Here is an 8491-nt window from a genome sequence, read left to right on the forward strand (position 1 = left end):
CGGGCTCCCAGAGCCAGCACCTGGCCCTCAGCAGTGAGCTTTTTCGCGAACACGCCCCCCTCGACCTGGGCTCCGCCCAGGGACAACGCGTCCGCGTCCGGGTTGACCAGACTCGCCTCCTGCAACCCGAGCTGCCCGGTGATACGGGCTCCCAGAGCCAGCACCTGGCCCTCAGCAGTGAGCTTTTTCGCGAACACGCCCCCCTCGATCTGGGCTCTGTCCAGGGACAACGCGTCCGCGTCCGGGTTGACCAGACTCGCCTCCTGCAACCCGAGCTGCCCGGTGATACGGGCTCCCAGAGCCAGCACCTGGCCCTCAGCAGTGAGCTTTTTCGCGAACACGTCCCCCTCGATCTGGGCTCCGTCCAGGGACAACGCGTTCGCGTCCGGGTTGACCAGACTCGCCTCCTGCAACCCGAGCTGCCCGGTGATACGGGCTCCCAGAGCCAGCACCTGGCCCTCAGCAGTGAGCTTATCCGCGAACACGCCCCCCTCGATCTGGGCTCTGTCCAGGGACAACGCGTTCGCGTCCGGGTTGACCAGACTCGCCTCCTGCAACACGAGCTGCCCGGTGATACGGGCTCCCGGAGCCCGCACCTGGCCCTTAGCAGTGAGCTTTTTCGCGAACACGTCCCCCTCGATCTGGGCTCCGTCCAGGGACAACGCGTTCGCGCCCGGGTTGACCAGACTCGCCTCCTGCAGCACGAGATGCCCGGTGATACGGGCTCCCGGAGCCCGCACCTGGCCCTTAGCAGTGAGCTTATCCGCGAACACGCCCCCGTTGACCTGGATCTCCTCGAGGTCAAGCCTCCCACATCGACTTCCCGTCAGGTGGAGCTCGGGAACATGGGAAGCTCTCAGATCGATTCCATCAGGCACAGAGCAACGAACAAGCCCAAGCAGGCAGGGTAACGTCGCGTAGCGAAAATCCAACAAGCCGTCGATACGCGCACCGCGAAGGGTCAAGCCCCGTGGGTCGGGGTGAAGCTTTGCCTCCAGCAATACTTTGCGCAGAGCGTCGGCTGGGACACAGCGCTCTGGGGGCCACGTCGCCTTAAGGGACGCCATCAGAGTTTTATCATCTATCTCTGGTGCCAGGTCGAGGACTGTTCCCGTGCATGCCGCGTCGGTCAACCGCTCCACCCACGACCGTCCTTGTCCAGCGTCCACGGTACCTCCCGGTATACCTGCTATCACCATGGGCCTCAGCACCCCATTTGACTCATGAGTATTGCAGACAGCTCACTCCAGCAGGGATACATGACGATCCAAGGCCCTGAAAAGTTCTGCTCTACGATGCGTCATCGCCAGCGACAGCCGAGGCCACCTGTGTTCCGTGCGATCGAATTCGGAAATCTGCGCAGCCGACTTCGGAAGACGGCAGAACCAAAGCGGGTCACAAACGGCCGATATTGACCCAGGGCCCCTCGAAGGCCGGACATAAACAACCGCGCCTACAACAGGTTGTTCACCAGGATGCGATCAATCGGGAAACGCGGCCACGCGTTGCTGAACCAGCGCTGGAACGCCCTGCGCCCCATTAACCTTTCCCCGTCACGGATCGGCGCCATCATCGCAGCCGGCCTGATGCTTATCAATCTCGCATGCGAGACGCGGGGTAAAACCTCACTGCTCGCTGACTTTATCCTTGCGCGCGGCCTCAGCGATGGGCATCACCCCCGGCCAGCACACTCAACACGGTCTGGGTCTTTTTCTCCACCGGTATCGAGGATGGTCTACCCATGTTCAGACTCTCCTTCAGGACCTACATGACGGCCCTGCCACATAGTCTGACGCGCGACAAGAGGGAACATCTGGAAGTGGCAGTAACTCGTCGCTGTCAAGGGTGGACCGATTGGAATCCACCTGCGTCGTAGGGTTGCCCTATGTCCCCCGCCCTACTATTTGCCTCCCCCTCATCTGTTCCATCAGAGACATTGATAGGCGTGTCGATCCCTGCCACGGTGATAGCAGCCTTGATCGGTGCTGTGGTGGCAATTCTCGGTTTCGTTCTCAACGATGCCTTTGCCCGATACAGAGCGCGTGCCGAGTGGACGCGGGAGCAGCTCCACGCCACCACCAAAAAGCTCCAGGAGCACCAGCGGCACATGAAGCGTGAGGTGTTGAATGCGCCACGGCTTCCTCAAGAATCCATGCGCGTCATCGATGCCCAGCAGTTCATCGACTCCTATGACTGAACGCTCTTTCGGGACGCCATGGAGGGCTACCGTGCTGGTCTCGATGAGCTCGGCTTGCTCCTCCGGGAGCCAAAGGTGCGCCAGCAGGCGGCACATATGGACGTGACCATGCGTGAGATCAGCACCGCCGTGCTGGCGCCCTATGGATCCTATAATCCTCAAGCAACAATCCACGCCCAGGATTTCGACTCCCGTATGTTCCCGATGAAATACCACCTAACCGAGGCCCATGAGACCTTGATCAAGACCATCACTCAGCGCCACTTCGTCGGGTGGCTCTCACGCTGGGCTGAGCGTTATCGAGACGTCAAGCATCGCCGCTGGAACCGGCGCATGAACCAGAAGGCGTCGAGCTAGGAACAGCGCCGGATTTAGGGGGACAGGAATCTGCGAGTCCCGTCGGCGCACTATGTCGAACGAGTCGGCTTGGTCTCGACGACCTGCAGTAGGGCCGTCGCGTCTGTCGCGACGATATATTGCTCACGGTGAGCCATCGAGCTGGTCAGATTTTCGATGGCGGGGAACAACTGCTTTCGGAGCCACGTCAATGAGTCGTCGGTGAGGCCAGCATCGACGATCTCTCGGAATGCCTGAACACCGTTGAACAGCGCAATGGAGATGTGGCGTCCCTCGTGCTGATCCGCCCAGGTGCGATCGATTTTTCGAACTAATCGACCGGCTTGGAGCGCCTTCACCGAGATTTCCGGCAGGCTAAGTCCGTCCCCCACGTTCATGGTCCCCACCAAATCGCCAAGCTCGTCGGCCAAGTCCAACCGACGTTCGACAACCTGACGGCGGTCCTCCTCAGCGCGCTTCCGTTGCTCGGTCTTGAGGGTCAGCAGCAGCACACCCACAGCTGCCAGGCCCCCGAGCACTGCACTAGCCAATGATCCGACGAGTCCGACCCAGGTGTTCGCATCCAACGAATCATCAGTCTGCATCACCCGACGCAACCAATGCCAGAGCAAGACAGTCACTCCAACAACGACCACGAGCGAGACCCCTCCGATTACCAATCTAAACCAGCGTCTGCGCCACACAGAGGGCTTGGGAGGAAGTTGGGCCATGCTTCCACCCTATCGCCTGCGCCGACGCCTTTACGGACAGGGCTACCGGTCTAGATGCTCGTGGTCAACCCGGGAGGTGACGATCAGATTGATCAGCCCGCCTCCGTGGTTCACGGCTGAAGCAAAGTCAATTTTATGGGGTGAGGTCGATGAAGTTAAGGGCTCTGCAGGGATCGCGTGCCGTCCGGCGGGTGGCCTAGGCGATTTTGGTGTCTCCGTCCATCTGGTGCAGGCTCAGCACCAGGTTGCGTAGCGAGGCCATGACCCGTGGTCCGGTCCCGGTGCGGGTCTGGCTGTGGTCTTCGGCGTAGGTGGCGTCGCGCACGTGGTGCAGCCTGTTCTCGGTCCCCCTTCTGCCCGCGCACCCAGACGCCCAAAAGCTCGGGGCCGGCCTTGGTAGTGCGGGCGGTGATCCTCCTGCGGGTCTGTGTTCCCGCTCCTGGGCCCCGATCGGCACCCGGGCCCACAGCCGGGATTGACACTGGTGGTGCAGGGACGGCTGGTTGCCCTTGACCGTAAGTAGGTAGTTGGCCTCGCGTCGTGAGCGCCTGGCCGAGATCATCGTCGCTGATCTGGAGCTCGGGGTGCTGGGGGGCATTAAGGAGCACGTGCGGCAACTGTTGCGGGCCACGAACACGTCCGGATCCCAACGGGTCTGGGCAGAGCTGGAGCACGCGGTGAAGGCCACGCGGATGGTCGAGGCCAAGTCTCTGTTCGCAACCCTACGAGCTTGGCGTCGGCCGTTGTTGGCGTTCTGCCGGACCCGGGTGACCAACGCCCGCAGCGAGGCGGCAAATTTGACCGCAAAGAACCTCAAGCGCCTCCGCCGCGGCCACACCAATCACGCTAACTACCGCACTCGGATACTGTTGTACACGGCCGTCCGAAAGGCCGGCTGAACACCTGCCACCATGCTCAAAGTAGAAGAGCCGGCGTGTCCCGCGGGGTTTGCGCGGATCCAAGACCGCGCCCAGAGCTACCAGCACCTGCTGCGGGCACGGCACCTCCTTCAGGTCGAGGCCAGCGAACTGGTCAACGAGAGCGCGGATGGGCGAAGATGGCATGCGAGAGCTCCAGGCGGGACCGATGGTCGTGAACAACCACTGGTCTACCAGGAGCTTTTTTCATACCGGGACGACCCTCCACGAATTTTCCGCAGCCATGGCCAGTAATGCGTCCGCGGAAGTACGTGGATCGCTATGAATTGTTACGAACAATTAGTGCTATTCCAGTCAATTCTAGTCTGTGCAGCTTCTCGACGATTCCAAGAACTAAGACATTTTGACCGGTAAGGCCGTGAGGGTAATCATGTATAAAAACATTTTTATGAAATCGAATTAAGGCTGAGTCGGGTGATTGCCCAATTGATATCGTCCACCCGTTCGCGACTTTACGGAAGTAGGTAATAGTACCAGTTATTCGTATTGGATTCCCATTCTGTATTAAAGAAGAAGAGGAGCCGAGGGGAAGGACAGAGCTTGAGTCAGAGGCCTCGGCGAGACTTTTCGCAATGTATGAGGCATTTGTATCCGCTGATACCGCACAAGGTGATTTCATGACCTCTTGAAGATTTTGGAGAAAATGATCGGAGCGTAGCGCTTTTAACGATTCTTCTTCAGCTAGAAGTTTCTTCCAAAGACGCATAGTAAGGTCTTCGTCGACTGCGAGTAGCCTCCCAGTCCACCCATCCAGACACAATTTAGCCGACTGTGTTTCCTGGGCGGCGCTCTGAACTGAGGAGTGCTGGCTTTTCTGGTGAATCAGCTCGCTTTCACCAAAGAATTCTTTCGAACCCACTATCAAAGTTCCTCGACTACTCCAAACTTGTCCCCCTTCTTCTCTTGAAGCTCAAACAGGGGTGAACCTAGGGTTCCGGAGGTTTTCAGTTCAAAGTCATCAGGCGTGGCTTCGGGGCTAATAAATCTTTCCACTAGTGCAGATTTTAGCTCCTCCATGCCAAACGGCGTTTGTGGAGTCAACTGCACGCGCCATGTCTTCCCTGAGCCGTCTAGACGCGATACGGTTAGCATCGCCGTTGGAAGTTCTGGTGTCATTATTCCTCCTACGGAAATCGGGCCGCCCTGTTCAGTATCTGGAGGATACCTTTGTTTCGTTGTTTAACCTACAGGGTCCCAGTTCTCTGGGTCGTCGTCGCGAGTTGCGTGGCTGTCGCTACGTCCCTGGGCTGGTGGTTCGAGTTGAGACCTGCTGAGACCTCTTGGGGAACAGTCTCGTCTTGGATTGGGAGCGTGGGTGGCTTAATAGCTCTGACGTTTGCCGGCAGTCAGCTCCGGCTGGTGCTGAGGCAGCGACGCGAAGCTATGGGTGACTCGATCGCAGTGATCGTCGAAAGGTCCACCACGAGGACCTCGTCACAGCAGCTCTGCGTCGAACTGGTTAACGCCGGTCAGTTTGTGGCTCACAGCGTCCGAGTTCATGGCGTTGAGCTTTCTGGAGAAAACTGGCAGCTAACCTCCCCAGCAGAAAAGCCACGGGGAGGAGTCTTGGCATCTGGCATGTCTTGGGCACTCTATATCGATTTAACTCTCGAACAGACTGGAAGGAATTCCTCGGCCCTGGGTGTAGCGTTGTCCTTCGACGACGTCGAGGGACGTACGTGGCGTAGCATTCACACTTTGCAAGGCAGCAAGCTCAGGCTGAGCAACGCAGGCAGACGTAACGGCACTATGTGGTCGCAGCCGGGTTAGTTCATCGAGTCGATAGGCAGGGCCCCGGAAAGGTCGGCGTGTGGGCCTGTGGCTTTGTAGCGGGGTGAGCGGCGTGGCGTGTGGACGGGTGCGGCCCCAGGGGCTGAGATGGGAGTTCTTCACGCCCGCCGTCTCAGCAAAGACCACACCCGCCGATGCCCAGTCAGACCGCTGCCTCCAGTTGCTGGAGTTACTCGCGAAGGTGCCAGACCCACGCAATCCGCGCGGGGTCCGCTACCGCCTGGCCGCGGTGCTGGCGGTGGCGGTGTCCAGCGGGGCCCGCTCGTTTACCGCGATCGGAGAATGGGCTGCGGAACTGTCCGGCCAGCAGCTGGCCCGGCCCGGGTTGGCCGCGGTACCAGATAAGTCCACTTTGCGTAAGCTGTTCGCCCGCCTGGACGCCAACGCGCTGGACCGGGTACTCGGGGCGTGGTGGTGGACCCGCACCAAGGTGCTCTCCGGACAACAGATCATCGCCATCGACGGCAAGGCCGTGCGGGGGCCAAGGACGCCCAGGGGCAGATGCCGCACCTGGTCGCGACGTTGGACCATCACTCGGAAGCCGTGCTGGGGCAACTGGCGGTGGCCGCCAAAAGCAACGAGATTCCTTGCGAGCGTGGGGACTGCCCCCTGTTCACCTGACTCCTGACTTGTGAGGATCTCTTCTCACAGTGAGGATGAAACAGTGCCCAAGCCCTACCCCGAGGAGTTCCGCCGCGACGTGGTGGCGGTGGCCCGTAAGCACGAGGCGCCGCTGTCGCAGATCGCCCGCGATTTCGGGATCTCAGAAGCCACCTTGCACAACTGGTTGCGCAAGGCTGACGTCGACGACGGCGTCCGTCCTGGCGTGACGACGGCCGAGTCGGAGGAGTTGCGGGTGCTGAAGCGGCGTAACCGGCTGCTCGAGCAGGAGAACGAGATCCTGCGCCGGGCAGCGGCCTTCTTTGCCCGCGAGTTGCCCCCAAAATGACGTACCCGCTGGTCCTCGACCTGGCCGCTGACGGGATCCCCGTCGCGGTGACCTGCCGGGTGCTGGGTTTCTCCAAGCAGTCCTTTTATGAGTGGCGGGCCAAGCCCGTCACCGCCCGGGACTGGGACGACGCCCACCTGATCGACGCCGCCATCGCTATCCACGCCGAGGATCCTGCGTTCGGCTACCGGTTCATCGCCGAGGAGCTGCCCGACCACGGCATCACGGCTGGGGAGAACCGCGTCCAGCGCCTGTGCTCGGCCCAGCGCCTCTTCAGCGTCCACTCCAAGAAGCGGGGCCTGAATCGCCGGCTCGGTCCATCGGCCCACGACGACCTGGTGGAGCGCGACTTCACCGCCGGCGCCCCGAACGAGCTGTGGCTCACGGATCTGACGGAGCATCGCACCGATGAGGGCAAGCTCTACCTCTGCGCGATCAAGGACGTCTACTCCAACCGGATCGTCGGCTATTCCATCCACACCGTGGGCTTGCCGCTACTGGCTCTGGAACATGCTTTGCTGAACACAGGTGCCAGCCAGGACAGGCAGGGCCTGGTCCACCACAGCGACAGGGGCAGCCAAGGCGGATTCAACTGGTCGTCGCAACACCTCGATCGGGAGGTGTCAGATGGTTCGTCGTCAGCAGGCAGCAGATCGGGCGGAGCGACCGAAGCTTCGGTCCCCTGGGCATCCGAAGTTCCAACGGCATGTCGAGGCGGCGTTCTGGGCGGAGATCGCCAAGGGGCTATTGCCCATCGAGGCTGCTGCCGTGGTCGGCGTGGCGCAAGCTGTCGGTCAGCGATGGTTCCGCCACGCTGGCGGCATGCCTCCATTCGATCTGAAGTTCACGCCAACCGGACGCTACCTGTCGTTCGCTGAGCGTGAGGAGATCGCATTCCTGCGTGCTCAGGGACGCGGCGTGCGCGAGATCGCTCGAACTCTAGGCCGTAACCCGGGGACGATCTCCCGTGAGCTGCGCCGGAATGCGGCCGTCCGCTACGGAAGTCGCGGGTATCGAGCGTGGGTTGCGCAGTGGAAGGCCGACATGGCCGCGAAACGCCCGAAGGCGGCGAAGCTGGTCACGAACGTGCGGTTGCATACCTACGTCCAGGACCGATTATCGGGGCAGATCGCCACGCCTGATGGCAAGGTGATAATCGGTCCCGAGCCTCCACGGTTCACGGGGATCAACAAGCCCCACCGTAAGCACCGCGGGTGGTCCACGGCGTGGAGTCCGGAGCAGATCAGCAACCGGCTCAAGGTCGACTTGTCTGGTGTCTGCGCACGGGCCGGGCGCTGCGCGCGCCGCGGGAACGATCCCGTCGCAAGACTTGGGCGCACGTCACTCCTGGAACGCTGATCAGCGAACGTCCCGCAGAAGCCGGAGACCGAGCTGTTCCCGGCCATTGGGAAGGCGACCTGCTGATTGGGCTCCAGCGCTCAGCGATTGGCACCGTCGTCGACCGCACGACCAGGTTCACGATGCTGGTCCACCGCCCCCGTGAGAAGGGATACCGACACAAGGAAACACCCAAGAACGGCTCCGCGCT

The 8491-nt window shown here is 61.2% G+C and carries 7 protein-coding genes and 3 pseudogenes; 6 read left to right on the forward strand and 4 right to left on the reverse strand.

Going from position 1 to position 8491, the window contains the following annotated elements; genetic code table 11:
- Positions 1–773 (reverse strand): hypothetical protein (locus AS25_RS09015; RefSeq protein ID WP_035964499.1); only part of this gene is annotated, 773 nt, incomplete at its 3' end.
- A gap of 1172 nt (positions 774–1945) precedes the next feature.
- On the opposite strand from AS25_RS09015, the gene AS25_RS09020 reads away from it, so the two are divergent.
- Positions 1946–2197, forward strand: a complete 252-nt coding sequence (locus AS25_RS09020) for a hypothetical protein (RefSeq protein ID WP_035964502.1) — start codon at positions 1946–1948, stop codon at positions 2195–2197.
- A gap of 18 nt (positions 2198–2215) precedes the next feature.
- Positions 2216–2554: a hypothetical protein gene (locus tag AS25_RS09025; RefSeq protein ID WP_035964504.1), complete on the forward strand. Its 339-nt coding sequence runs from the start codon at positions 2216–2218 to the stop codon at positions 2552–2554.
- Positions 2555–2604: 50 nt separating this feature from the next.
- Here AS25_RS09025 and AS25_RS09030 read toward each other — a convergent pair whose 3' ends face one another.
- Together AS25_RS09030 and AS25_RS15450 are read right to left on the reverse strand one after the other, a co-directional pair.
- On the reverse strand, positions 2605–3138 hold the full coding sequence (locus AS25_RS09030; RefSeq protein ID WP_156960945.1) for a hypothetical protein: 534 nt from the start codon (positions 3136–3138) through the stop codon (positions 2605–2607).
- A 322-nt stretch (positions 3139–3460) separates the two neighbouring features.
- Positions 3461–3589: a hypothetical protein gene (locus AS25_RS15450; RefSeq protein ID WP_301280192.1), complete on the reverse strand. Its 129-nt coding sequence runs from the start codon at positions 3587–3589 to the stop codon at positions 3461–3463.
- A 217-nt stretch (positions 3590–3806) separates the two neighbouring features.
- On the opposite strand from AS25_RS15450, the pseudogene AS25_RS09040 reads away from it, so the two are divergent.
- Positions 3807–4163, forward strand: a pseudogene (locus AS25_RS09040) (transposase); the annotation flags it as partial.
- Between the two features lie 900 nt (positions 4164–5063).
- Here AS25_RS09040 and AS25_RS14670 read toward each other — a convergent pair.
- A complete protein-coding gene (locus AS25_RS14670) occupies positions 5064–5318 on the reverse strand; it encodes a hypothetical protein (protein WP_156960946.1) in 255 nt (84 codons plus the stop codon).
- A gap of 742 nt (positions 5319–6060) precedes the next feature.
- Here AS25_RS14670 and AS25_RS15620 point away from each other — a divergent pair.
- From AS25_RS15620 to AS25_RS14280, 3 genes and pseudogenes are all read left to right on the forward strand, one after another.
- On the forward strand, positions 6061–6621 hold the full coding sequence (locus AS25_RS15620) for a transposase family protein (protein ID WP_437123713.1): 561 nt from the start codon (positions 6061–6063) through the stop codon (positions 6619–6621).
- A 36-nt stretch (positions 6622–6657) separates the two neighbouring features.
- Positions 6658–7523, forward strand: a pseudogene (locus tag AS25_RS14675) (IS3 family transposase); the annotation flags it as partial.
- Between the two features lie 46 nt (positions 7524–7569).
- A pseudogene (locus AS25_RS14280) lies at positions 7570–8491 on the forward strand (transposase); the annotation flags it as partial.

Source organism: Kocuria marina, assembly GCF_000786655.1.
Classification (GTDB): domain Bacteria; phylum Actinomycetota; class Actinomycetes; order Actinomycetales; family Micrococcaceae; genus Kocuria; species Kocuria marina_A.